General features: G+C 58.3%; 23 protein-coding genes and 1 tRNA gene. 10 read left to right on the plus strand and 14 right to left on the minus strand.

Annotated features, from left to right (window positions below):
* Positions 1–2 precede the first annotated feature (2 nt).
* Positions 3–77, plus strand: a tRNA-Glu gene (locus AC2FFD_RS16935).
* A gap of 61 nt (positions 78–138) precedes the next feature.
* On the opposite strand, the gene AC2FFD_RS16940 is transcribed toward AC2FFD_RS16935, so the two are convergent.
* The 9 genes from AC2FFD_RS16940 to AC2FFD_RS16980 all read right to left on the minus strand — a co-directional run bounded on the left by AC2FFD_RS16940 (position 139) and on the right by AC2FFD_RS16980 (position 8,232).
* Entirely contained in the window at positions 139–291 is a 153-nt protein-coding gene (locus AC2FFD_RS16940) for a hypothetical protein (protein WP_368040370.1), read from the minus strand.
* 60 nt (positions 292–351) lie between these two features.
* Complete coding sequence (locus AC2FFD_RS16945; protein ID WP_496873620.1) at positions 352–714, minus strand: DeoR family transcriptional regulator; 363 nt, start codon at positions 712–714, stop codon at positions 352–354.
* A 131-nt stretch (positions 715–845) separates the two neighbouring features.
* On the minus strand, positions 846–2,687 hold the full coding sequence (locus tag AC2FFD_RS16950) for a V-type ATP synthase subunit A (protein ID WP_496873621.1): 1,842 nt from the start codon (positions 2,685–2,687) through the stop codon (positions 846–848).
* Positions 2,684–3,376: a hypothetical protein gene (locus AC2FFD_RS16955; RefSeq protein WP_257600421.1), complete on the minus strand. Its 693-nt coding sequence runs from the start codon at positions 3,374–3,376 to the stop codon at positions 2,684–2,686. Before AC2FFD_RS16955 ends, AC2FFD_RS16950 begins: the two co-directional genes overlap by 4 nt.
* A 1-nt stretch (position 3,377) precedes the next feature.
* Positions 3,378–4,055 carry a hypothetical protein gene (locus tag AC2FFD_RS16960; protein WP_496873622.1) on the minus strand — a complete coding sequence of 226 codons (678 nt, stop codon included), beginning with the start codon at positions 4,053–4,055 and terminating at the stop codon, positions 3,378–3,380.
* Entirely contained in the window at positions 4,055–4,498 is a 444-nt protein-coding gene (locus AC2FFD_RS16965) for an ATP synthase subunit C (protein ID WP_152457528.1), read from the minus strand. Before AC2FFD_RS16965 ends, AC2FFD_RS16960 begins: the two co-directional genes overlap by 1 nt.
* Positions 4,495–6,291 (minus strand): V-type ATP synthase subunit I, encoded by a 1,797-nt coding sequence (locus tag AC2FFD_RS16970; RefSeq protein WP_496873623.1) that lies wholly within the window; start codon positions 6,289–6,291, stop codon positions 4,495–4,497. The genes AC2FFD_RS16965 and AC2FFD_RS16970 overlap by 4 nt, the downstream gene beginning before the upstream one ends.
* Positions 6,288–6,893: a V-type ATP synthase subunit D gene (locus tag AC2FFD_RS16975; protein ID WP_170346518.1), complete on the minus strand. Its 606-nt coding sequence runs from the start codon at positions 6,891–6,893 to the stop codon at positions 6,288–6,290. The genes AC2FFD_RS16970 and AC2FFD_RS16975 overlap by 4 nt, the downstream gene beginning before the upstream one ends.
* Entirely contained in the window at positions 6,871–8,232 is a 1,362-nt protein-coding gene (locus tag AC2FFD_RS16980) for a V-type ATP synthase subunit B (RefSeq protein ID WP_496873624.1), read from the minus strand. Before AC2FFD_RS16980 ends, AC2FFD_RS16975 begins: the two co-directional genes overlap by 23 nt.
* A gap of 243 nt (positions 8,233–8,475) precedes the next feature.
* Between AC2FFD_RS16980 and AC2FFD_RS16985 the strand changes: the two genes are divergently transcribed.
* From AC2FFD_RS16985 to AC2FFD_RS17020, 8 genes are all read left to right on the plus strand, one after another.
* Entirely contained in the window at positions 8,476–10,215 is a 1,740-nt protein-coding gene (locus tag AC2FFD_RS16985) for an ABC transporter substrate-binding protein (protein ID WP_170346516.1), read from the plus strand.
* Positions 10,216–10,298: 83 nt separating this feature from the next.
* Positions 10,299–11,348 (plus strand): ABC transporter ATP-binding protein, encoded by a 1,050-nt coding sequence (locus AC2FFD_RS16990; RefSeq protein ID WP_170346515.1) that lies wholly within the window; start codon positions 10,299–10,301, stop codon positions 11,346–11,348.
* A gap of 1 nt (position 11,349) precedes the next feature.
* Positions 11,350–12,426 (plus strand): ABC transporter ATP-binding protein, encoded by a 1,077-nt coding sequence (locus AC2FFD_RS16995; protein WP_480684665.1) that lies wholly within the window; start codon positions 11,350–11,352, stop codon positions 12,424–12,426.
* Positions 12,423–13,286, plus strand: a complete 864-nt coding sequence (locus AC2FFD_RS17000) for a carbohydrate ABC transporter permease (protein ID WP_257600416.1) — start codon at positions 12,423–12,425, stop codon at positions 13,284–13,286. Before AC2FFD_RS16995 ends, AC2FFD_RS17000 begins: the two co-directional genes overlap by 4 nt.
* Positions 13,283–14,080 carry a carbohydrate ABC transporter permease gene (locus tag AC2FFD_RS17005; RefSeq protein ID WP_170346512.1) on the plus strand — a complete coding sequence of 266 codons (798 nt, stop codon included), beginning with the start codon at positions 13,283–13,285 and terminating at the stop codon, positions 14,078–14,080. Before AC2FFD_RS17000 ends, AC2FFD_RS17005 begins: the two co-directional genes overlap by 4 nt.
* A gap of 8 nt (positions 14,081–14,088) precedes the next feature.
* Positions 14,089–14,490, plus strand: coding sequence for a DUF2160 domain-containing protein (locus tag AC2FFD_RS17010; protein ID WP_496873625.1), 402 nt, complete (start codon positions 14,089–14,091; stop codon positions 14,488–14,490).
* A gap of 65 nt (positions 14,491–14,555) precedes the next feature.
* Positions 14,556–14,951 carry a BlaI/MecI/CopY family transcriptional regulator gene (locus tag AC2FFD_RS17015; RefSeq protein ID WP_170346648.1) on the plus strand — a complete coding sequence of 132 codons (396 nt, stop codon included), beginning with the start codon at positions 14,556–14,558 and terminating at the stop codon, positions 14,949–14,951.
* Positions 14,938–16,035 (plus strand): M56 family metallopeptidase, encoded by a 1,098-nt coding sequence (locus tag AC2FFD_RS17020; protein WP_496873626.1) that lies wholly within the window; start codon positions 14,938–14,940, stop codon positions 16,033–16,035. The genes AC2FFD_RS17015 and AC2FFD_RS17020 overlap by 14 nt, the downstream gene beginning before the upstream one ends.
* A 10-nt stretch (positions 16,036–16,045) precedes the next feature.
* Here the strand turns inward: AC2FFD_RS17020 and AC2FFD_RS17025 are convergent, their stop codons facing one another.
* From AC2FFD_RS17025 to xylF, 5 genes are all read right to left on the minus strand, one after another.
* Positions 16,046–17,401 carry an MATE family efflux transporter gene (locus AC2FFD_RS17025; protein WP_170346647.1) on the minus strand — a complete coding sequence of 452 codons (1,356 nt, stop codon included), beginning with the start codon at positions 17,399–17,401 and terminating at the stop codon, positions 16,046–16,048.
* A gap of 198 nt (positions 17,402–17,599) precedes the next feature.
* Positions 17,600–18,907, minus strand: a complete 1,308-nt coding sequence (gene xylA / locus AC2FFD_RS17030; RefSeq protein ID WP_496873627.1) for a xylose isomerase — start codon at positions 18,905–18,907, stop codon at positions 17,600–17,602.
* Between the two features lie 10 nt (positions 18,908–18,917).
* Positions 18,918–19,715, minus strand: a complete 798-nt coding sequence (locus tag AC2FFD_RS17035; RefSeq protein ID WP_171614469.1) for an ATP-binding cassette domain-containing protein — start codon at positions 19,713–19,715, stop codon at positions 18,918–18,920.
* Positions 19,715–21,013 carry a sugar ABC transporter permease gene (locus tag AC2FFD_RS17040; RefSeq protein WP_496873715.1) on the minus strand — a complete coding sequence of 433 codons (1,299 nt, stop codon included), beginning with the start codon at positions 21,011–21,013 and terminating at the stop codon, positions 19,715–19,717. Before AC2FFD_RS17040 ends, AC2FFD_RS17035 begins: the two co-directional genes overlap by 1 nt.
* A gap of 75 nt (positions 21,014–21,088) precedes the next feature.
* On the minus strand, positions 21,089–22,108 hold the full coding sequence (xylF, locus tag AC2FFD_RS17045) for a D-xylose ABC transporter substrate-binding protein (RefSeq protein ID WP_170346506.1): 1,020 nt from the start codon (positions 22,106–22,108) through the stop codon (positions 21,089–21,091).
* 153 nt (positions 22,109–22,261) lie between these two features.
* Here xylF and AC2FFD_RS17050 point away from each other — a divergent pair, with 153 nt between their 5' ends.
* On the plus strand, positions 22,262–23,479 hold the full coding sequence (locus tag AC2FFD_RS17050; protein ID WP_496873628.1) for an ROK family transcriptional regulator: 1,218 nt from the start codon (positions 22,262–22,264) through the stop codon (positions 23,477–23,479).

Below are 23,479 nucleotides of genomic sequence, written 5' to 3' on the forward strand. Positions count from 1 at the left end.
GTGGCCCGTTCGTCTATCGGTTAGGACGCCAGGTTTTCAACCTGGAAAGAGGGGTTCGATTCCCCTACGGGCTACCATTTTCCTGCATCTTCAGCCTTTGACTTCTGATCTGACGATTGGTCTTTTCCAGCGCGTGATTTATGTCACGCTGCATGAGGTTCCCCTGCTGTCCGAGATCGCATCCGTGCTGAGGATCGCAAGATCAAACGCATATCGTTGCAACTGCCTTTGGGTGACGTGGCCGAAGGTGCCCCGCTCATCGCTTTGCAGTTCTCCGCCCAGCAAATGCACACGGTTTCCGTTGATCCCCGCCAATGTCTAGTACAACGCCGATGGAATTGCTGACAACCGTCAGACGGTTGGCCCGGCGCAATTCCTCCGCGACAAAGGCCGTGGTCGAGCCGACATCCAGGAGACCGTCATGTGATCCCACACCATTTTGACCGTACGCACAGCGATCAGACGCTTTTCGTCGGCATGTTGCGAAATACGGCGAAAGAAACCGGGATCACCTTGTGCCCCGGCAAGGTAGGCGCCGCCATGAACGCCTTCGATCATGCCCGCCTTGGACAAGGACTTGATCGTACGTCGCACCGTTTCTTCGGACACACCCAGCACATTCACCAGATCAGAGTTTCGCGCTGCCCCGCCCAGACGCCGCAATGCGTCAAGCAGTTCCAGTTCACGATGGGTGTTTGGGGCTTTTTTCTTCACTGTCGGCTCCGAATACTCGGTTTCGCATCATAAGGGCATGGATCGCTGCATGCGACAAGCCGGTGCAACCTCTGCAACGCGCGGTATTTCCAGCCTTCGGGGATCACCGGAACAATTCGGCGCGACCTGTCTCAGACCCCAAGCTTTTCTCGGCACAGGTTTTCGATCTTTTGCCAGGTGGATTTGTATTCGGGTGTGTTTTCTGCCGCGTAGTGAAAGTTTTTAATCAGCCCGGTCAGTTGCGTGAACACCTGCCTTACCTCGGTCTTGTCGACAAAGACCGCCTTGGATTGCGTCACATCGTACACAAGCTTGAACGTCTTTATCTGCCGTTCAAGCGGCACCGTCGCATCGACTGTGTCAAATGCGTCCTGCTGCAAGTAGACCATATCGACGAACAACGCTTTCTGTTGGGTTACAAAGTCGTCAATTGTGACGCCCTCTTCCCCGGTGACCTGCATCATCTGATCGACCTGTTCGCCTTTTTCGATCAGGGCCAAAAGGGTGCGCACTTTGGCTGTCCACCCCGGCTCGGCGTTCCTGTCATACCAGTCGGACAATTGGTCAGCATACCGGGACCAGCTGAGCATCGGATCGACCGCTGGATAGAACCGCTTGTAGGCGCGTTCGGATGACAACCCGAGGAAACACTTGACCGTCGACAAGGTTGACTGGGTTACCGGCTCGTCAAAATTGCCGCCAGCAGGCGAAACCGTTCCGATCAGCGTCAGGCTGCCAAGATCCCCATCATTCGTTTTCAGCGCCCCGGCGCGTTCGTACAAACCCTTGATCGAGCTTTCCAGATAGGCCGGGAACCCTTCTTCGCCCGGAATTTCCTCGAGCTTGCCAGAGGTCTCGCGCATGGCTTGCGCCCACCGGCTGGTGCTGTCGGCAATCAACAAGACATCGTGGCCCATCTGGCGATAATACTCGCCCAACGTAATGCCGGTGAAGATCGACGCCTCGCGCGCGGCAACCGGCATGGATGACGTGTTACAGATGATGATCGTCCGATCCATCAGGCTGCCGCCGGTGGTTGGGTCGGTCATTTTCGGAAATTCCTCGATGGTCTCGACCACCTCACCTGCACGTTCGCCGCAGGCCACGACGATCACGATATCAACCTTTGCGTTCCGTGCGATCAGGTTTTGCAGCACGGTCTTGCCCGCTCCGAACGGACCGGGAATACAGGCGGTGCCGCCGCGCGCAATCGGAAAGAACGTGTCGATCAGTCGTTGCGACGTCAGAACCGGTTCCGTCGGATACAACCGTTCGGACAGCGCGCGCTTCAGTACATTTTCCGGCAGTGGCCGCCGAACCGGCCATTTCTGCGAAAGCGTCAGCGTATGCTCGCCACCGTCTTCGTCTTCCAGACGGGCCACGATGTCATGGATCGTGGCCGCGCCTTTTTGCACCCAGACCACCTTGTACGCGCCGGTCCAGTTGAACGGCAGCATGATCTTGTGGCTGAGATGGCCTTCGGGTACTGTTCCGATGCTGTCCCCGGCAGTGACCGTATCGCCCACCGTCACCGACGGCGTAAAGGACCATTTCGCATGTTCATCCAAGGGCGCAACATCTGCGCCCCGCGGCAAGAAGGTTCCAAATTCGGCGGCCACCTTGGGCAAAGGCGATTGCAACCCGTCAAACACCTGCCCCAGCAGCCCCGGACCAAGCTCTACCGACAAGAGCTGACCTGATTGCTCCACCGGGTCGTCAACCGCCACCCCATCAGTGCTTTCATAGACCTGAACGTCCGCCATATCCCCACGTACGCGCAGCACTTCGCCCTTGAGCCTTTCCTGACGCCCACCGGGGCCGGAACGCGAAGGCAATATGTAAACCACTTCGTTTTTGACCAGTTGACCGGGGTGGCCGGTCGTGTCCGAATTGGCTTGTATCCGCACAAGCCCTTCCTGAACCAGGACGACACGTGCGGTCGATGAGTGTTTGGCTGAGATTGGGGCTGTCATGCGCTTGCTCCCTCAAAATCGACTTCAGCGAAATCGGCCATGGCCTGTTGTGCCAGTTTCTCAAATCTCTTGGCGGCTTCCGCAGCGCTGCTTTGCGCCCAGCGGTCGAAGATGTTCCAGATCAGAACGTAAATGGCGACCGCCTCGAAATCGAACATGTGACGAGCCGCGTGCCGCTTGAGCTGCTTGTGGCTTATCGACAAAAGCAGACGTTCCAGACCCAGCGGATCTTCGTTTTCCAGCAATTGGGTTGCCTCTTTGATCCAGGGCATGAGCCGTTCCAGCCGAAAGCTGGGATCACTCCAATTGGCGGGAATGTGGCGGCTCCATCGTCCGACCCCGAAAGGGCCTGATGGCGCTGGTTCTCCGCGTTTTCTCAATCGCAATGCCGCGACCGCCGAGCGCAGTTCCATGCGTTCCATGAAAAGCTTGCGCAAGGTGGGCTGAGGGATGTCCAGCATCGCTTGTTTGCAGCGCTGGATCGCCTGAGCGTCGGTGACATCCATGTCGTAGGCGCTCCAGCTCAACGCATGCTCGAGGATCTTCAGAACTTTGCTGTCCTCCGGTGTCAAAGCCGTCAATCGACGGTCCAGCCTGATACGTGACAGGGGCGGCTGCCTGGCAACGAACAGCCGTTCCGAACCCGGAAGGCTGCACATCAACGCGATATAGGCGTCCTGCTTTGACATCTCAGCGGATGACCCCTTCCAGCACGGCGCGGAACCGGGGCTGCAAATGCTCCATCAACAGCGACGCCACCGCCTTATCCGTCAGGTCCAGAACTACACCCTGATCTTCTGCGCGGACTCGGATGCCTTCCTGCACGTCATCGGCTGCGTGCAGTTCGACATTCTCGCGCAGCATCTTCGCGGTCAGCCCAAGAACATATTTCGTCAGCTTGCCGGATTGAATGTCATCGGCATTTTGCTTGATGTCTTCCTGCGTGGCGACCCTGGCAGGCAGGATAACGGAAACCTTGCCGTCCAGGTTTGCACCTGCCCCGGCCCGGCCTACCACCTCGAGGATCATCTGCCTGAGAAGCTCGGGATCGGACATCTCTTTGGTTACAAGGCGTTCGACATCTGCCTTGAAGCGATCCGTCAGACCTGCCTTCATGGTCAGCACGGCATCCCGCATCGCCGTGTTCAATGCTTCTTCCCCGGCAGCCCTGTAACTGTCGGTCTCTGTGCGGGCTTTCTTTTTCAACTCCTCGGCTTCGCGCTTTGCCTCTGCCACGATGCGCGCGGCTTCGGCTTTTGCTTCTGCGCGCAGCTTTTCGGCTTCGGCCTGACCTGCGGCAACCCCATCGTTGCGCAATTTGTCGATCAGGGCATCCACGCCGTGCGAAATCGTTCCGTTCTGTGCCATCAGCTGATCCCCGCACTAATGACCAGTGCAAACACGAAGGCAAAAACACCAAACCCTTCGATGATTGCGGCGGGGGCCAGGGCAAGGCCAAAAATCTCGGGCTTTTCCTTGGTCGCGTTGATCGCAGCCGCACAGGCCCGACCCTGCCAGATGCCGCAATACATCAGCGCAATGCCCGACAGGATGCCGATGCCGAACAGACCGCCCGCGTTTTCAGGCGTCACGTCGCGGTTCAGGGTAAACATGATGACGATCCCATAGATGACCATCGTTGAGGGAAACGCGGATACACCCACGAAACGGCCATAGCCGCCCTCGGTTTCCGTCATGGCCCCGATACTGGCCATCCCGGCGATCGAACACCCTATGGCGCTGGCCGCAGCCCCCAATGCCATTGGCGCATAAATACCCAGCCAACCCAGTGTAAGAACAAGCTCATTCATTCCTGAACCTCCTTGCGGGCAAACGGACGAAAGATGATGCCTTCATCCGGCAGACCCCATTTAAAGAATTCGATGTAATTGAGACGCAAACCGTGCACGACGCCGCTCATCATCGCGAGCGCGAAGTTCAAAACATGACCTATGATCAGGATCAGCAACCCAAACAGAATGCCCGGCCCCTTAAGGGCCTGCATGACCGACACCGCCAGATCATTGAACGTGATCGCCAGCGAGGCCGAAGCAAGGCCCAGCGCAAAAAGGCGCATATAGCTGAGAACATCCCCAAACGCGCCCATCGCCCCGGCAAGGCTTTGAAACCCTTCGATCAAACGCCAGATCCAGTCCATCGGCCTCTGGATGACCCGCTCGCTGGAAAACAGCACAATCGCCACGATGCCGGCGGTCAGAATAGCCGCGCCCGGCACCGGCGATTTGCCGTTCATGTAGCCGAGCCAAAGGACAAACCCGCCGATCAGGGCCGCAATCCAGCCCAGATTGGCAACCGCCTTGCGTTGCCCCCACGCCGCGCGGGCCGCAAGTGCGTTGGCCAGGACAAGGTGTATAACGCCAACGACGATCGAGACCATCATCATCGCGCCGAAATCGTTCAAATCCAGCACCTTGAGCCTTGCCCAAATCGAGCCGGCAGCCGGTGATACCCCAAAATAGCTGCCCACCATGACGCCGTAAAACATCGTAACAGCCGAGATGATCAGACCGAACAGACGCCAGGATCTTTGACCTGCCGTGCCATCCATCCGTCTCCAAAAGGCCAGCACAGCCAGCAGGATGACAGCACCGTACCCGGCATCCGCCACGATCATGGCAAAGAAGATCGCGAAGGACGCCGAGACGATGACGCTGGGGTCCCAGTCCTGATATCCTGGCACCTGATAGAACAGCGCCAGATCGACAGCGGCCCTGCGATTTTCAGGCTGCTCCAGCAAGGTCGGGGGCGTGTCGCCCGGCCCCGGATCTTCAATCAGGACGGCCGAGCCCTTGGCGTTTGCCATGGCAAGAACAGTCTCCACCTGATCCACGGGAACCCACCCCTGCAAAGCAAACACTGCCTCTTCGTCGCGCACTTTCTGCGTTGCATGGGCAAGCTCAGCGGCACTTTCAGCGACGGACAGGTTCCGGCGCATCAATGTCAGATAGCGCGTCAGCGCAACGCGTTCGGCTTCCAACGCCTCGAGGGCGATCTCGGCCTCTTCCAACTGGGCCTCAAGCTCGTGCACAGGCAGCGAGCCAACATGCGTTCGCGGAACAGGAAGAACGCCATCATCGGGTTCGTCAGGTGAAATCAGAACGGCATACAGGTACCGGTGGTCTTCCGCCAATATTGCCCATGGGAATCTGACCTCGGACAGGGCATCCCGGTGCTTCAGCGGCAGCTGATAGAACCACAGCCTGTTGCCAGCCAGCGCATCGGTCGGCGGGAAATCCAAATCACCCCAGGGTCGCACCTGGGCGATGCGATGGGCCAGAAAGTCACGCCGGTCCATCGTATCCCGAATGCGCTGCATGAGGTCGGTCACCTCGCGCACGAAACGGTCCATGTCGAAATCCGGGGCGCGCTTGATCTGACGGCGTGGTTCAGGCACTTCTGCAAGGAAACGCAACGCCTTATACGCATCTCTTGCACCTCGATCGCTGATCTTTTCCGGTTCGTTTGGCGGCGGTACAAGCGGCAAAACATGCATGCAGCCAAGGGTCTGAAGCGCCTCAAGCGTGTCCGCCTTTTTTGCAGCCGGCCCTATCAGGGACATCTTTTTCAAACGCGCAACGCTCATGTCACAGCTTCCTGCGCGTGCTTGCGTTTCGAGATCTTTGACCGCACGACAGCCTGCATCTGTTCGTCGCTCAGGTAGATGCGGATTTTTTTGATGTTGGCCTTGGCGCGCGGGATCAGAACCTTTTCGAACAAGTTGACCCGCTGGGTAATGGTGGCCACCGCCCTTTCGAAGATGCGAACCCGTTCTTCGGCAATTTTCACCCGCACCCGCGCTTCGATAACGTCGTGCAGCAAAAGCGCAGCAGCATCGACCCAATGGGGCTTGGCCAAAACGGAATACGGGCGCACCACCACATCGATCCGATCAAGGTCAGGCAGTTTGACCCCCACCACATTGACCTCTTTGACCTTGTAGTCCCTGAGCGTGACCAGCCCATCCAGAACGACACCCTGCTGGGCCAGCATCGGAAGCCTTTCACCAACCTGTTGCACCAGTGCCTGCACCTTTTGCTCAAGACGGTCGACCTCTTCCCGGGCCCGGGCCCGTTCAGCCATCAACTGTTGCCGCTTCAGGTCCAGCGACGGCAGGAACCGCTCATAGCTTTTCAGCTGTGTCTGTTCGCGTGCAAGCGACGATTTATTCAGCTGCAACCGCGCCATTGGCATCCTTCGGGAAATACTTGTCGATCAGTGCCTGCTTCATCAGCAACTGTTCAGGCGCAAAGCACTCTGCCAGAGTCTTCCAACCCAGATCCAGCGCCTCTTCCAGCGGGATCGAAACATTGATGTCCAAGAACCGAGACCGGAACAGGCCGCCGAATTTCAGCAACTGGTGATCATAGTCTGACAGGTCGAAGGCCATCGCCTGTTTCTGCGCGGCATCGCGGCTTTCAGAATAGAAACGGATCATCGTGTTCATGATCTGCCCGTGATCTTCGCGAGTGGTCTTGCCGATCACGTTCTGCTTGAGGCGCGACAGGCTGCCGAACGGATCGATCACACCGGAATGCAGATAGAACTGCCCTTCGGTGATATAGCCGGTGTTATCAGGCACCGGGTGGGTTACGTCATTTCCGGGCATGGTCGTGACGGTCAGAACCGTGACCGACCCGCCTTTGGCATAGTCACAGGCCTTCTCGTATCGGCGCGCAAGCTGCGAATACAGGTCCCCCATATAGCCGCGCTGAGATGGCACCCTCTCCTGACTGATGCCAACCTCTTTCATCGCGTCAGCATAGGCGGTCATGTCGGTCAGCAGGACCAGCACGCGCTTGCCCTCTTCCACAGCAAACTTCTCGGCCACCGCCAGCGCCATGTCCGGCACCAGCAGACGTTCGACCAAAGGATCCATCGCCTGGTTGACGAACATGACGGTGCGCGAAAACACGCCCGCATCTTCGAACGAGGTGCGAAACGTGTGGTAGTCGTCAAAAATCAATCCCAGCCCGCCAAAGACCACGATATCTGCGTCTGCCTGGATACCGATTCGGCTGAGGAACGCGTTGAATGGCTCTCCTGAAACCGAGAAGATCGGGATTTTCTGGCTCTCGACCAATGTGTTGAACACGTCGATCATCGGCACATCCGTGCGGATCATTCTGTTTGGAACCGCGCGTTCCGCCGGATTGACGGTCGGTCCGCCAATATCGATATGCGGTTCCGCAGACAGGTCGGGACCTCCATCTATTGCCACACCGGCGCCATCAAAGACGCGGCCCAGAATATTGTCCGAATAAGGTGTCTGCATCGGGTGACCGAGGAAGGTCGCCGTTGCTTCGGTCGATATGCCCTTGGTGCCGGAAAACACCTGCAACGTGACGACATCCCGGTCGATGAAGATCGTCTGGGCCAGTGATTTTCGGCCATCCACCGTCTCGATCACAGCGAGGTCGTTGAACCGGACAGTCGGTTCACGAGTGCCCCCGATTGGCACTCGAACCTTGATTGTGTCCCCGACGATTTCCAGAACACGCGTGTACTTCAACAGACTTCGGGACATTGCTTATCCTCACTGTTCCAAGTCGTTTTTCGTAATTCGCGCTGCACGGTTCAGCGGTAATTTTTGTATTAACAATGCCAGCTTACAGCGAATTCAAAAATTGGCAAATGAGTTCAGCCCCCCTCTTTCGGGATGCCTGAACGTCAATTACTAAATTTTTAGTTTGACACATACGCAAGAAATCGCTGATGCTGTCCGGCATCCGGTTTCTGCCGGAGAACCATAATTTTTGGGAGGAGACAGATGCGGAGACATCTACTTTCCGCAGTGGCGGCGGCTGCCGTCATTGCGGGGCACGGTCCTGCTTGGGCCGACGAAGCCGCAGCACAACGTTGGATCGACGACGAATTCCAGCCATCGACATTGTCGAAAGACGAACAGATGGCCGAGATGCAGTGGTTCATCGAAGCTGCACAGCCTTACGCAGGTATGGAAATCAACGTCCTGTCCGAAGGTATCCCGACACATTCCTACGAATCCGAGGTGCTGACCAAGGCGTTCGAGGAAATCACCGGTATCAAGGTCAACCACCAGATTCTGGGTGAAGGTGAAGTGGTTCAGGCCGTTCAGACCCAGATGCAAACGGGTCGGAACCTGTATGACGGCTATGTCAACGACAGTGACCTGATCGGCACCCATTCGCGTTTGCAGCTCGCCTATGCGCTGACGGACATGATGAACGGTGACTGGGCGGCGACAACTTCGCCGACGCTGGATCTGGATGACTTCATGGGCATTCAGTTCACCACCGGCCCGGACGGCAAGCTGTATCAGCTGCCCGACCAGCAGTTTGCGAACCTTTACTGGTTCCGCAAGGACTGGTTCGATGATGAGGCCAACAAAGCCGCGTTCAAGGAAAAATACGGCTATGATCTGGGTGTCCCGGTCAACTGGTCCGCATATGAGGACATCGCCGAGTTCTTCACCAATGACGTGAAAGAAATCGATGGCACCACGATCTACGGGCACATGGATTACGGCAAGCGCGCGCCCGACCTCGGTTGGCGCATGACCGATGCCTGGCTGTCGATGGCCGGTGCCGGCGACAAGGGCGAACCCAACGGTGTGCCTGTCGACGAATGGGGCATCCGCATGGAAGCGGGCACCTGCAACCCTGTTGGCGCTTCGGTGTCGCGTGGTGGTGCTGCAAACGGTCCGGCTGCGGTCTATGCGATCCGGAAATGGGACGAATGGCTGCGGGCCTATGCGCCTCCGGGTGCCGCGTCTTATGACTTCTACCAGTCGCTGCCGGCACTGAGCCAGGGTAACGTGGCCCAGCAGATCTTCTGGTACACAGCCTTCACTGCCGACATGGTGAAGCCGAAGTCCGAAGGCAACAACACCGTGGATGACGAAGGCACGCCGCTGTGGCGGATGGCGCCCAGCCCGCACGGCCCCTACTGGGAAGAAGGCCAGAAGGTTGGGTATCAGGACGTGGGTTCCTGGACCTTCCTGAAATCGACCCCTGCGGATCGTGCTCAGGCAGCCTGGCTTTATGCCCAGTTCGTGACCTCCAAAACTGTCGACGTGAAGAAGTCCCATGTGGGTCTGACCTTCATCCGCGACAGCTCGGTCAACCACGAGTCGTTCACCGAACGCGCACCCAAGCTGGGTGGTCTGGTCGAGTTCTATCGCTCGCCTGATCGTGTGGCATGGTCGCCGACCGGCATCAACGTGCCGGACTATCCGAAGCTGGCCCAGATCTGGTGGCAGCAGATCGGTGACGTGAACTCGGGCGCCTTCACCCCGCAAGAGGCGATGGACCGTCTGGCCGAAGAGATGGACATCACCATGGCCCGTATGCAGGCCGCGGATGAAAGCGCCGGTGTCTACGGCGGCTGTGGTCCACGCCTGAACGAGCCGCAGGACCCGTCTTTCTGGCTGGAAAAGCCGGGTTCGCCCAAGGCCAAGCTCGAGAACGAAAAGCCGCAAGGCCAGACCGTCAACTATGACGAACTGGTTCAGCGCTGGCAGTCTCAGTAAGCCGTTGAAACCCAGGGGGTGCCGCATCAGGCACCCCCACTTCAAGACCAGTGCATTGCACTGAAGGACCGGAACCCACGGACATGATCGAACTTCAAGACGCGACCAAAAGGGTCGGCAACGTCATCCATATCAAGCCCACAAACCTGACCCTTCAAACAGGCCACTTCAACGTGCTGCTGGGCGCGACGGGCTCGGGCAAGACCTCTCTGATCAAGATGATGGCCGGGCTGGACCCGATCGCCTCGGGCAAGGTCCTGATGGATGGGCAGGACGTCACACGGCTGAACACGCAGAAGCGGAAAATCAGCCTCGTGCACCAGTTCTTCGTGAACTACCCACATATGACCGTATTCGACAACATCGCCTCGCCCCTGCGCGTGGCAGGCATGGCGCAGTCCGAGATCGAGGGCCGCGTGGAAGAGGCCGCCGACCTGCTGCAACTGCGCCCGATGCTGCACCGCCGCCCGCACGAGCTGTCGGGTGGCCAACAGCAGCGTACCGCGCTGGCGCGTGCCATCGCCAAGGACAGCCGCGCGGTATTCCTGGACGAACCGCTGGCCAACCTGGACTACAAGCTGCGCGAGGAATTGCGCGAGCAACTGCCCGAGCTGTTCGCCGGGCGCGGGGCCGTGGTGGTCTATGCCACGTCCGAGCCCGAAGAGGCGCTGCTGCTGGGCGGCTACACCGCCCTGATGGAAGATGGCCGCGTGACCCAGTTCGGGCCAACCGCTGACATCTATCGCAACCCCGAGAACATCGCCGCCGCGCGGGTCTTTTCAGACCCCCCGATCAATGTCGCACGCATCACCGTTTCCGCTGCGCAGGCGCAACTGGCCGGTGGAGGTGGCTGGGCCGTCACCGACATGGCCGACGGAGATTACATGGTCGCGGTGCGGCCGCATCGTGTGACGCCGTTCCGTACGTCTGACGCGGACGTGGAACTGACCGGCCGCGTGATCGTGACCGAGCTTTCGGGCTCGGATTCCAGCGCGCATTTCCAGCATGGCGAGGACGCCTGGGTGTCGCTGGCCGCCGGTGTCCATCCCTATCAGGTGGGCGAGGATCACACATTCTTCATGAACCCGGCCCATTGCCGGTATTTCGGCCAAGACGGCAAAAGGGTGGCCTGACATGGCACAGATCAAACTTTCGAACCTCCGCCACAGCTACATGCCGTCGCCAAAAGGCCCCGAGGACTATGCGCTGAAGGAAATCGACGTGACCTGGCGTGATGGCGGGGCCTATGCGCTGTTGGGGCCGTCGGGCTGCGGCAAGTCCACGCTGCTCAACATCATCTCGGGCCTGCTGACCCCGTCCGAGGGGCAGATCCTGTTCGGTGACCGTGACGTGACCGCCCTGCCCCCCGATCAGCGCAACATCGCACAGGTGTTCCAGTTTCCGGTGATCTACGACACGATGACCGTGGGCGAAAACCTGGCTTTTCCGCTGAAGAACCGCGGCGTCGATCCGGCGACGATCAAGCGCCGCGTCGACGAGATTGCCGAGATGCTGGATGTCACCGACATGCTGAACACCCGTGCCAGCGGCCTCAGCCCCGACAACAAGCAGAAGATCTCGATGGGTCGCGGTCTGGTCCGCGACGACGTGAACGCGGTGATGTTCGATGAACCCCTGACCGTGATCGACCCGCATCTGAAATGGAAGCTGCGGTCCAAGCTGAAAGAACTGCACCAGCGCGTCAAGGCGACGATGATCTATGTCACCCACGACCAGACCGAGGCCCTGACCTTCGCCGACGAGGTGGTTGTGATGCAGGAAGGCGAAGTTGTGCAGATCGGAACGCCGGTCGAACTGTTCGAGCGCCCGCAGCACACGTTCGTTGGCCATTTCATCGGCTCGCCCGGCATGAATGTTCTGCCCTGCGAGGCGCGCGGCGACCGCGCCCTGTTCGAAGGGCACGAAGTCATACTGGAAGGTCCCATTCACGGTGATGGCGGCCGCACCGATCTGGGTATTCGCCCGGAATATGTGGGATTTGGCGAGACCGGCATCCCGGCGCATGTGACCAAGGTTTCCGACATCGGTCGCCACTTTGTGGTCAGCGCGATGGTCGGCAATACCGCTCTCAAGGCCGTGACCGAACACAGCGTGCCCGAACCCGGATCACAGGTTTTCCTTCAATTCAAACCCGAACAATCCCGCGTCTATCGGGACGGCTGGATCGCAACCGAGGAGCGGGCCCAATGAGAACAGAAAACCAAAAGGCGTGGTTCTTCGTCCTTCCGGTCCTGGCACTGGTCGCGTTCAACGCGCTGGTGCCGATGATGACGGTGGTCAACTATTCGGTGCAGGAAACCTTTGGCAACAACCAGTTTTTCTGGGAAGGCCTGGGTTGGTTCGAACAGATCCTGCGGTCGGACCGGTTTCAAGCCGCACTTGGCCGACAGTTCCTGTTTACCTTCCTGATCCTGATCATCGAGGTGCCGCTTGGCATCATCGTTGCCCTGTCGATGCCGCGCAAAGGTTTCTGGGTTCCGGTCTGCCTGGTGCTGATGGCCCTGCCGATGCTGATCCCGTGGAACGTCGTTGGGTCGATGTGGAACATCTTTACCCTGCCCCAGATCGGTCTGTTGGGATATTTCCTGAATGACGTTCTGGGCATCAACTATGACATGACGCAACAGCCGCTTTCGGCCTGGATCACCGTCATCGTCATGGATGTCTGGCACTGGACGTCGCTGGTCGTGTTGCTGTGCTACGCGGGCCTCGTGTCGATCCCGGATGCCTACTATCAGGCGGCCAAGATCGACGGCGCAAGCCCATGGTCGGTCTTTCGGTACATCCAGCTGCCCAAGATGAAAACGGTTCTGACCATCGCGGTTCTGCTGCGGTTCATGGACAGTTTCAACATTTACACCGAGCCTTTCGTACTGACCGGGGGCGGCCCCGGCAACTCGACCACCCTGCTGTCGATCGACCTGGTGAAGATCGCGCTGGGACAGTTCGACCTTGGCCCTGCGGCGGCGATGAGCCTGATCTACTTCGCCATCACGCTGCTGGTCTCATGGCTCTTCTACACTCTGATGACAAAGGATGACGCGCAATGAAGAAGCGGTCTCTTATCCCGATCCTCTATATCGCGTTCCTGATGCTGCCGATCTATTGGCTGGTGGCGATGTCCTTCAAGACAACGAACGAGATCCTGTCGGGCTTTTCCCTGTTCCCGCAGACCTTTACGCTGGAGAATTACATCACCATCTTCACCGATCCGACGTGGTATTGGGGCTATATCAACTCGATCACCTATGTGACGTTGAACACGGTACTTTCGGTTTGTGTCGCTCTGCCTGCTGCCTATGCGTTCTCTCGCTACAGGTTCCTAGGTGACAAACAGCTGTTTTTCTGGCTGCTGACCAACCGGATGGCTCCGGCTGCGGTATTTGCGCTGCCATTCTTTCAGCTCTACTCTTCCATCGGTCTGTTCGACACGTATCTGGCCGTGGCGCTAGCCCACACACTGTTCAACGTGCCGCTGGCAGTTTGGATTCTGGAAGGCTTCATGCGGGGAATTCCGAAGGAGCTGGATGAAACCGCCTATGTCGACGGCTATTCCTTCCCGCGTTTCTTCGTGACGATCTTCCTGCCCAATATCAAAGCCGGTGTCGGCGTCGCGGCCTTCTTCTGCTTCATGTTCTCGTGGGTGGAAATGCTGCTGGCCAAGACCCTGACCGCGGTCGAGGCCAAACCCATCGCCGCCGTGATGACCCGCACCGCATCCAGCGCGGGGTACGAATTGGGCCTGCTGGCCGCCGCTGGCACCCTGACCATCATCCCCGGCGCCATCGTCATCTGGTTTGTCCGCAACTACATCGCGCGTGGTTTCGCGATGGGACGTGTGTGAGGTTCGATATGCGCAAACTTCTTCTCACCCTCTTTTTCCTGCCTTCCACCACTTTTGCCCAGCAGGCCGGATGGGGCAGCGTCGGCCAGCCAGAGGAAAAAGGCTTTTCCTGGACGGCCCCACTGTGGCCCGATTTCTGGATGGCCTGGACCCCGGCGACACTGGCCGTATTCATCGGAATCTTTTCGGCCATCGCTGTGATAGGCGTTCTTGAGGGCTTCAAGTATCGCGACGGGATAGAACGGCGCGGCGTATTGGGGCTGACAACCACATTGGGCGACCGGCTTTTCATCACCCTTCTGGGGTCCGCCTATATCTTCCTCGCCTGGCTGGGTCTTGTCGGGCAACCGGTCTGGATACCTCTTTTCCTGTCTATCGGCTGGGGCGTTTTTGTGTTCTGGAAAGTTTAGACTTTGAGAAATCGCGAAAGGATGCTTGTCTGTCAGGCATACTAAACATGACAACACCGAGATCGATGCGAAAGAAAAAGACAACAAATCTGCTGACCGAGGTTGAACTGGAGTTCATGAACGAGCTCTGGGCCCTCGGGCAAGGCTCGGTGCGCGATGTCCTTGACCGCCTGCCTTCGGAACGCAATCTGGCCTACACATCCGGCGCCACGATCCTGCGTATTCTGGACGAGAAGGGTTTTGTGGAAAGCCGCAAGACAGGAAAGACCCTGATCTATACGCCACTTCTGGAAAAGGACAGATATCAGGCCCGTTCTCTGCAAAACCTGTCCCGCACTCTGTTCGACGATACACCCGCCACATTGGTGGCCCGGCTTGTCGATGATGCGGGGCTGAGCGAAGCCGATCTTGAGGAAATTCGAGCGCTGGTAGAAAGGAGACTGCAAAATGACAGCGGTTAGACCGGTTCTCGACACGTTTATCGAACTCAACATCGTGCTGGCCTTGTCAGCCGTCATCTGGCTGGCGGCCCGCGCAGCCCTGACCCGAACAGCCCTGCGCCACAGCTATGTCGCGCAGTTGCGTGCGCTCAAGGCGCTGTGCGTTTGCGTACTGATCAGCCCGTTTCTTGCGTTCGGCGTGTCATCATTCGCCTCTTACGCATGGCCGGGCAGCGCCATGGCGCTTGGTGACATCGCCGTTGCCGCCTATCTGCGCGGCGAAATCGCCATGCCTGCCACGCAGTTCGAGGCCCTGTTGAATACCCGCGAAAGGTGGGTTGATCTTGCATTGTCAGGGCAACAGCCGGTGATCACTGCCCTTGCAACCCTGCTTGTTATGGTCGCAGCGGTGTTTGCGGCCCGCGCGCTGCGGGATGCGATGATGATCCGCCAGACAGTCAAGTCCAGCTTTCTTTGGCGGCAGTCGGCCAAGGTTGACATCCGTCTTTCTGATCGCATCACCGTACCGTTCGCCGTGCGCGGATTGCGCCGTCGCCATGTCGTTCTGCCAAGCCACCTGCTGGATACCCCGCACGAACTGCGCTTTGCGTTGGCGCACGAGCTTCAGCATGTTCGGGCCGGTGACGTGGAATGGGAACTGGGCTTTGAAATGCTGCGCCCGCTGTTGTTCTGGAACCCTGCCTATCTGATGCTCAAGTATCAGTTCGGCCGCTTGCGTGAACTGGCATGCGACCAGTCCGTGGTGGCCCGCAAACGGATCGATGCGCGCGAGTATACCGCGTGCCTACTGGATTATTGCGCACGTACGATCTCGGTTAACAATCCCCGCGTTCTGAATGTTGCCTTTGTGACGGGCGGCAAGGCCAAGCGTGTGCTGCGCCAGCGCGTGCTTGCATTGACCGATGCGCAACCGACGGTGCCCACCCTGCCCGCTCTGTTTCTGGGGATGGCATTGACCTTCGCCACCCTTCTTGCATTGGGGTCTGCTTCGATCCAGCAAACACAGGATTGGAGCCATGATCGCCTGATGCTGTCGACCGTGGTCAACCTGGAACGGCTGGAAGCGCGCAATCAGGGGAACTGATCCGACCTGATCACCATCCGCGACGCCCGAACAGTGAATGGAGTCGACCTTGATCGGAAAAAGGCTCCAGCGCTTGTGAGCGCTCCAACCGTGCCACAACCCGCGCGACCAGAACCCATCCAACACCTGCAAAGATGACGCCTCCGAAAGCCTGACCCAGCAGAACGCCGGAAGCTCCGGCGATCTGTGAACCAATCGTTGCGAAAACCCATGTTCCAATTGTGTGGCGACCCCAGTTTATCCATGTGGAATACACCGGGTGCCCCAAGTTGTTGAAGCTGGCATTGGTCACGAAAATCACACCATTGAAGAACGAAGCCAATGCCAGCGGGCCACAAAACAGATATATCAGACTTCGGGTTTCGCCCTCGGCTGCGAACAGGTCCGCAATCGGTGCGCGCAGCAAAAACAAAATGGCCGACATGCAAAGTACATAAATGGCCGTAAACTTGATTCCAGCCAAAAAGGCAGCACGCACGCGATCGAACTTTTCGGCCCCGAAATTCTGCCCGATGATTGGCCCTATCGCGCCAGACAGCGCGAAGATGACCGAAAACGCCACTGGCAACAGACGCCCAATCACAGCCATGCCCGCAACCGCATCCGTACCATATTGCGCGATCTCCCGCACCACGATGGCATTCCCGATCGGCGTGGCGACATTCGTCAGAACAGCTGGAATTGCTATTGCCCGCACGGGGCGCAAATCCTGTCCCACTTGCTTCAGTGAAGGGCGTGCAAATCCCCGATGCACCCGCAGCGCGGGCCACAATGCCGCCCCCAACATGCACAGCCGCGCCAGGACCGAGGCTATCGCGGCCCCGTCCAGCCCCAACCCGACAGCAAAGATCAAAATCGGATCCAGAACAGCATTCACCACACCGCCATAAATCGTTGCCATCATCGACCGTCGCGCATCGCCGTGGGCGCGCAGCACCGCCATTGCCGCCATCGCAATCGACATCACGCACATGGTGGGAAGGATGATAGACACATATCGCGTCGCCAGCCTCAGAACCTCACCTTCTGCGCCAAGCAAGGACAGCAGGTAACTGAGATTCAACAAGACCAGGCCCGATGTCATCAGCCCGGCAATCAGCCCGATAACGGCCACGCTGGACGCGTAATGCCTTGCCTGTTCAGCCCGCCCGGCCCCGAGTTCGCGCGCAACCAGCGCCCCGGCCGAAATCGACAATCCGATATTGATCGCGTTGGTGAAAAACAGCAGCGTACCGGCATAGCCCACTGCCGCCGCAAGGGCGTCTTTGCCCAACATCGAGATGAAGATCATATCGACAAAGTCGACGGCAAAAATGGCCATCAGGCCAATGCTGGTGGTCAGCGACATGCGGGTCACATGCAGCATCAGGCTGCCGCTCAAAAACACCGCTTTGCCTGCCGATCGATCCGCCAAAACCCAGTTCGCCCCACCTGTTCGACCCGGACGGGCCTCTGATTCCGTTGCGCTCGGCCAGGAAAAACCCCGGCCAACGCTGAAGCAAACTCACGCGTTTCCGGGGCATTGTACACAAGTTATTTTACGGACCGGCGTAACCCACAGGGATCAGACAAAACGGTTCACGTAGTTCTCGAGGATTTCCTGACGCCCCGAGCGCGGTTTTGGATTGAGATCCTCGGCCAGAACCCGTGCGGTGATCTCGTCAAGACCAGAGGTCAGCATCGCCTGCGCCTCGGGCGTATTCCAGCCCGCGTACCGATCAGCCAGCGCCTGTTCCAGTCCGCCATCTTCCATCATCGCTGCCGCTGCTTTCAGGCCCCGGGCACAGATATCCATACCGCCCACATGCGCGGCGATCAGCTCTTCGGCATCAATCGACTGCCTGCGCAGCTTGGCATCGAAATTGGTGCCGCCGGTTGTGAACCCGCCCGCTTTCAGGATGTGGTAATAGGCCAACGCAACCTCGGGCGTGTTGTTGGGGAACTGATCCGTATCCCATCCTGACTGATAGTCGTTCCGGTTCATGTCGATGGATCCCAGCATCCCCTCGGCCGCAGCCACAGCGATTTCGTGTTCGAAGCTGTGACCTGCCAGGATCGCGTGCCCCTGTTCAAGGTTCAGCTTGACCTCATCCTCAAGCCCATATTTGCGCAGGAAACCGATGCAGGTGGCGGCGTCGAAATCATATTGATGTTTCGATGGCTCCTGCGGCTTGGGTTCGACAAGGATCGCGCCCTTGAATCCGATCTTGTGCTTGTACTCGACCACCATGTTCAGGAACCGGCCCATGTGATCCAGTTCGGTTTTCATATCGGTGTTGAGCAACGTCTCGTACCCTTCACGCCCGCCCCAAAGCACATAGTTTTCGCCCCCCAGCTTGTGAGTGGCATCCATGCAGGATTTCACCGTGGCGGCGGCAAAGGCAAAGACATCCGGGTCAGGGTTCGTGCTGGCCCCTCCCATCCAGCGACGATGGCTGAACATATTGGCCGTGCCCCACAGCAGCTTGGTACCGGACGCCTGCATCTTTTCACCGATATAGTCGGCGATCTCGTTCAGAGTGCGTAGATTGTCGGCAAAGTTCCCCTGCTCGGGGCGGATATCGGCATCATGCCAGCAGAAATAGGGCTGTCCCAGAATCTGGAACATCTCGAACGCGATATCGGCCTTCATCTTGGCGCGGCCCATATCATCTTGTGGGTGCCAAGGGCGCTCGAAAGTGGGGCCGCCAAACGGATCTCCACCCTCCCACGCGAAGGAATGCCACCACGCCACGGCAAACCGCAGGTGATCCTCCATGCGCTTGCCCAAGATGATCTCGTCCGGGTTGTAGTGACGGAACGCGAGCGGGTTCTTGCTGTCCTCGCCTTCAAATTGGACTTTTTCAATTCCCTGAAAAAAACCGCTCGTCATTTCATTTACCTCATTCCGTCTTTTCGCCGGGCTTTTTGCCCAGAATGATCATCGACAACAGATCGTCATCGGTGACGTCTGCAATATCAACCGTTCCAACCAGTTGTCCGTTCTTCATGACCGAGGCCCGGTCACATAATTCCATCACCGCGTGCACATCGTGGTCGATCAGGAAAATCCCGATTCCCTGCGCCTTGAGCTGTTGGATCAGGTCCGCCACCATCTGTGTTTCGTGCGGGCCAAGCGCAGCCGTTGGCTCGTCCATGATCAGGATACGGGCGTTGAAGTACACCGCACGCGCGATGGCCACCGATTGACGCTGACCACCCGAAAGGGCCGAGACCGGATCGTTGAACTTCTGAAAGTTCGGGTTCAGCTGTGCCATGATCTTGCGGCATTCCGCCTCCATCGCGGCGTCGTTGACCAGACCAAAGGGCGTGACCATTTCGCGGCCCAGAAACAGGTTCGAACTGGCATCCAGGTTGTCCGCCAGCGCCAGCGTCTGATAGATCGTCTCGATATTGTTGGCGCGCGCGTCGCGGGGATTGTTGATCTCGACCTTGTTGCCGTCGATCAGGATTTCGCCGTGGTCCATCTGATAGGCACCCGAAAGCACCTTGATCAGGGTGGATTTGCCGGCCCCGTTGTGCCCCAGAAGGCCCACGACCTCGCCCGGATAGAGATCAACCGACACATGATCTACCGCCTTGATGCCCCCGAAGGAAATCGAGATATCGCGCATTTCCACCAGCGGAGGCTGGCCCGATCCGCGACCCGAAGCCCGGTTTTGTGTTTCTTGTGCTTGCATCATTTCGCCCCCAGACGTTTGCGATAGACGATGTCGATATAGACGGCCAGAACTAGGACGGTGCCGACGACGATGTTCTGAAACGGCGCATCCACGCCGACCATGGCCATGCCCGATTGCAGCGCCTGCATGATCAGCGCGCCAAGGATTGCGCCGTAGATCGTTCCGATGCCGCCGGACAGCGCCGTTCCACCGATCACGGCAGCGGCAATCACGCGCAGCTCATCCAGCGTTCCGATATCGTTCGAGTGATTGGCCAGACGGGCCGAGGCCACAACCGCCGACAGCGCGCACAGGAACCCCATCAGGGCAAAGATCTTGACGGTCATCAAACGGGTGTTGATGCCCGACAATTCGGCTGCATCCGGGTTGCCGCCAGTTGCAAAGATATAGCGTCCAAAGCGGGTTTTGCGGGCCACAACGGTCAGCGTCACCGCCACAATGATCAGGATCAGGACCGAAATCGGGATGCCGTATCCCACAACCAGCCCTTCCGGCATGGTCTCGCCGCGCGCTTCGAACATGCGTTCAAGCCGACGTGTCGGGATGGCATAACTGTTGACGATAAAGACATAGCCCATGATGGCAATGCCAACGATCCCGGCAAGTGTCGCTTCGGCCCAGACTGGCTTGACAGGGAATCCATGAGCCGCTTTGGACCGGCGACCGCTCCACAACGCCCAGATCGCGATAGCGGTGGCGGCAAGGCCGAACAGGAGGCTGACGGTTGTTCCCAAGGTTCCGTTGGTGCCGCCAAACATCAGAAACGTGCTGTCCAGCGGGCCGATTGTCTGGCCGTCAGTCATGTACCAGGCAACGTTGCGCCAGACCAGAAACCCGCCAAGCGTTACGATGAAAGCCGGAATGGTCAGATACCCCACCATCCAACCGTGGAACGCGCCGATCAATGTGCCAACCACAAGGCCCACCACCAACGTGATCGCCCAAGTCGCCGGGTGGTTCAAACCCATGCCCAGAACATTCGGCAACAGCTCGGTCTGTGTCATCGCCATCACAGCAGATGTGGTCGCCAGAAGTGCGCCGACCGACAGATCGATGTGGCGCATGACGATGATGAACACCATGCCACAGGCCATGATGGCGACCGAGACGGTCTGGATCGACAGGTTGAACAGGTTTCTGGGCGTCAGAAAGCGGCCATCCGTAAAGATGTTGAAGCCGATGCACAGGATGATGAAGGCGCCGATCATGCCCAATAGCCGCATATCCAGTTCCAGTTGCTGAAACAGGTTGGACTTTGCTTTTTGGGGTACCGGCTGAGACGAAGTTTCGGTCATATCCGATCTTTCATGTTCAGCTATGATCTCTGGCCCACCCTTGCGGGCCAGAGATATCATGGTTTGGAACTTGGATTAGTTACAGGGTGCAGGGCCGTTTTCGACGCCCTGACACAGGTCTTCCAACGGAATCCAGCCAGCATCGACCACAACGGACAGGTTGTCTTTGGTGATCGGTACAGGCGCAAGGAAGACCGAGTTCATCTCGGTTCCGCCGGGCGAAGTCCATTTGATGGCGCCTTCAATGTCCTCGGGGCTGGTTCCGTTGCTCAACGCAACTGCAATTTCACCGGCAGCTTTGCCCAGCTCACGCGCATCTTTCCAGACAGAAACGGTTTGCGTGCCCTTGGCGACCCGGTTCAGCGCCGCGTGATCGCCATCCTGACCCGAGACCGGAATGCCTTCCATGCCCTGCGCGGTCAGCGCGGCGACAACGCCGCCGGCAGTACCGTCATTCGAGGCCACGACGGCATCAACGTTGTTTTCGTTCGCAGTCAGGATCTGTTCCATGTTGCGCTGCGCGTTCGCAGGCAGCCAGCCGTCGGTATAAGCTTCACCCACGATGACGATATCGCCGCTGTCAACGGCGGCCTGAATGATCTCTTGCTGACCGCCGCGCAGGAAATCCGCGTTCGGATCCGTGGGCGAGCCCTTGATCATCACATAGTTGCCTTTGGGCATCGCTTCGAACACCGCGCGCGCCTGCATCCGGCCAACTTCAACGTTATCGAATGTCAGATAGAACGCACGGTCATCTTCGATCAGACGGTCATACGCGATGACCGGAATGCCTTCGTCTGCTGCCGCCTGCACTGCCGGGCCGATGGCCTGGGAATCCTGCGCCAGAATGATCAGCGCATCAACGCCCTGGGCGATCAGACTTTCAATATCCGACAATTGCTTGGCAGAAGAAGATTGGGCATCAGACGAGATGTATTCCGCACCGCCCGCTTCCAGTGCAGCCTTGATCGCCGCTTCGTCGGTCTTCCAACGCTCTTCCTGGAAATTCGACCAGCTTACACCGACCGTGGGCTCTGCGAATGCAACTGTCCCCATCAGGACCGCCACAGCAGAGGCGCTGAGAATTCGTTTCATGATTTCCTCCCGGTTTCAATGAGCCATCGTTTCATGATTCGTGGCCCCGACAATTCTGAGTAGCATATTTATTTCAGTCGGTAAAATATTTATGCTATCGGTAACAGAAAAAACCACCTAGGTTGAAACAGAGATTAGATTCGCGAGGGCAAGATGCTGAAAAGCAAAGCTTCTTCAAATGCCACGGACCAAAGGAACATCACTCGCCTGCGCGTTCTGGAAAAAATCCGGGCCAGGGGGGCCATTTCACGAATCGACATCGCCAGCGCGTTGGAGACCAGCCCAGCGACCATCACGTCCGCCACTGCCGATCTGCTGTCCGCTGGTCTGATTGAGGAAATAGAAAGCGAAACACCTTCCAAATCAGCGCGCCGCGGCAGGCCGCGTGTACAGCTGAAACTGAATGGCGCGTCACATCTGATCGCGGGCGTGAAAGTCGCCCGCCAGCAGGTTTCAGTCATTCTCGTGGACTTCGAAGGAACCGAAATCACTTCGCACACGCATCCGCTGGACCAAGCCCGCATGGCCCCGGATGCGTTTGCCGCGAAGATCCGCGCCGTGCTTGATCAGGCCTGCGCCTCGGCAAACCGATCCCTTGCCGATTTGTCCGGTGTCTGCATCGGCATCGCCGGCCTTATTGATGCAAATCAGAACTTCGTGCATTGGTCATCTTCCCTGACGGAACGAAATGTGGATTTGAGCCCGCTGTTGTCCAAGGTGCTCCCCTGCCCTGCCTTCATCGAAAACGACGCCAATCTGGTCGCAAAAGCGGAACAGCTTTTCGGATTGGGAAAGGGGCTGAAGAACTTCTTGGTTGTTACGATCGAGCACGGCATCGGCCTGGGCATCGTTCTTGACGGCAAGCTCTATCGCGGCGAACGCGGATGCGGAGCAGAATTCGGGCACCTCAAAGTTCAGTTGGACGGTGCGTTGTGCCAGTGCGGGCAGCGCGGATGCCTCGAGGCCTATGTGGGCGAATACGCCCTGATCCGCGAAGCGACGATCGCCAGTGAAGCGACGGACCCCCGCACTCTTGTCGATATACTCGCAGCAGCAAAAGCCGGCGACGCCCGATCCATTTCCGTTCTGGCCCGCGCTGGCCAAATGTTCGGCATGGGGGTTTCGAACCTGATCAATCTGTTCGACCCCGAATGCATTATCCTGTCCGGCGCCAGAGGCCGCTTTGACTACCTGCATTCAGACGAGGTGATGGCACGTGTCCAAAACGGTGTCGTCAGCGTCGACGCGCCTTTGCCCGAAATCAAGGTCAACCACTGGGGTGATTCAATGTGGGCAAAGGGGGCAGCGGCTTATGGAATTGAACAGGTCTCTATCCTCAAGGTCAGGGAACTGGCGGCTCATGCGAATTAA

The organism is Ruegeria sp. YTSC002, from assembly GCF_059609845.1.